The sequence below is a fragment of the Rhizobacter sp. P3_C12 genome (assembly GCF_056402735.1).
Genome location: NZ_JBFUGW010000650.1, coordinates 1 through 618 on the forward strand (window position 1 = coordinate 1; position 618 = coordinate 618).

Consider the following 618-nt stretch of genomic DNA (forward strand, 5'->3'; position numbering starts at 1 on the left):
ATCCATACACCGAGGACTGCCCAGTGGTCGGGTGCACGCCCGAAGGCAAGCACACCGTGTCGATTCCAGGACGCAGTCTCCCTGCATCGGGTCTCACAGCGGACGAGGCTCTCGATTTGGTCCTGCGCAGCTTGCCTGAGAGCGTAGGTCCCGCCGTGGATGGAACGGCCGAAGACTTGTCTCGCTGAGCATGTAGCCCAACACTTCCATCAAGCGGTCTTCCCTGCTGAGGCCCGCTCATGACGGTCGTCTATGAGCGCTTTCGACCACCACGAGATGAGCTGATAGCCATGAGAGATTTCGCCTGTGTGGGAATGGCTCTGTCCCGTCTTCTGCCGGGCAGAGGGTCATTCGAAATCGTGCGCCTGCGGCGCCATGAGGAGGAGGCATGACCTTCTTGAAGGAGATTGGTTGGACGCTGTTTGGTCTTGTGTTCTACACGCTGATCGCGGTCGCTTGCGTTCTCAGTTTCATGTTCCTCTTCGACAGGACATCCCCTCCCGGCCCCGAGGCGGAGCAGCTCAAGGAAAGGATCTGTGCCGAAGGGGAGCCACCCCTATTGCCGAGCCGAGGCAGGTCAAAGCCGGTGATGTGCGATCGGTGGAGGGCCGAGAAGGC

General features: G+C 60.4%; 2 protein-coding genes. Both read left to right on the forward strand.

The annotated features are described in order from the left end of the window. Window positions 1-188, forward strand: a 188-nt coding sequence (locus tag AC1DXV_RS35170) for a DUF6193 family natural product biosynthesis protein (RefSeq protein WP_477938123.1), incomplete at its 5' end; no start/stop codon positions are given. 200 nt (window positions 189-388) lie between these two features. Beyond that, window positions 389-618 (forward strand): hypothetical protein (locus AC1DXV_RS35175; protein WP_477938124.1); only part of this gene is annotated, 230 nt, incomplete at its 3' end.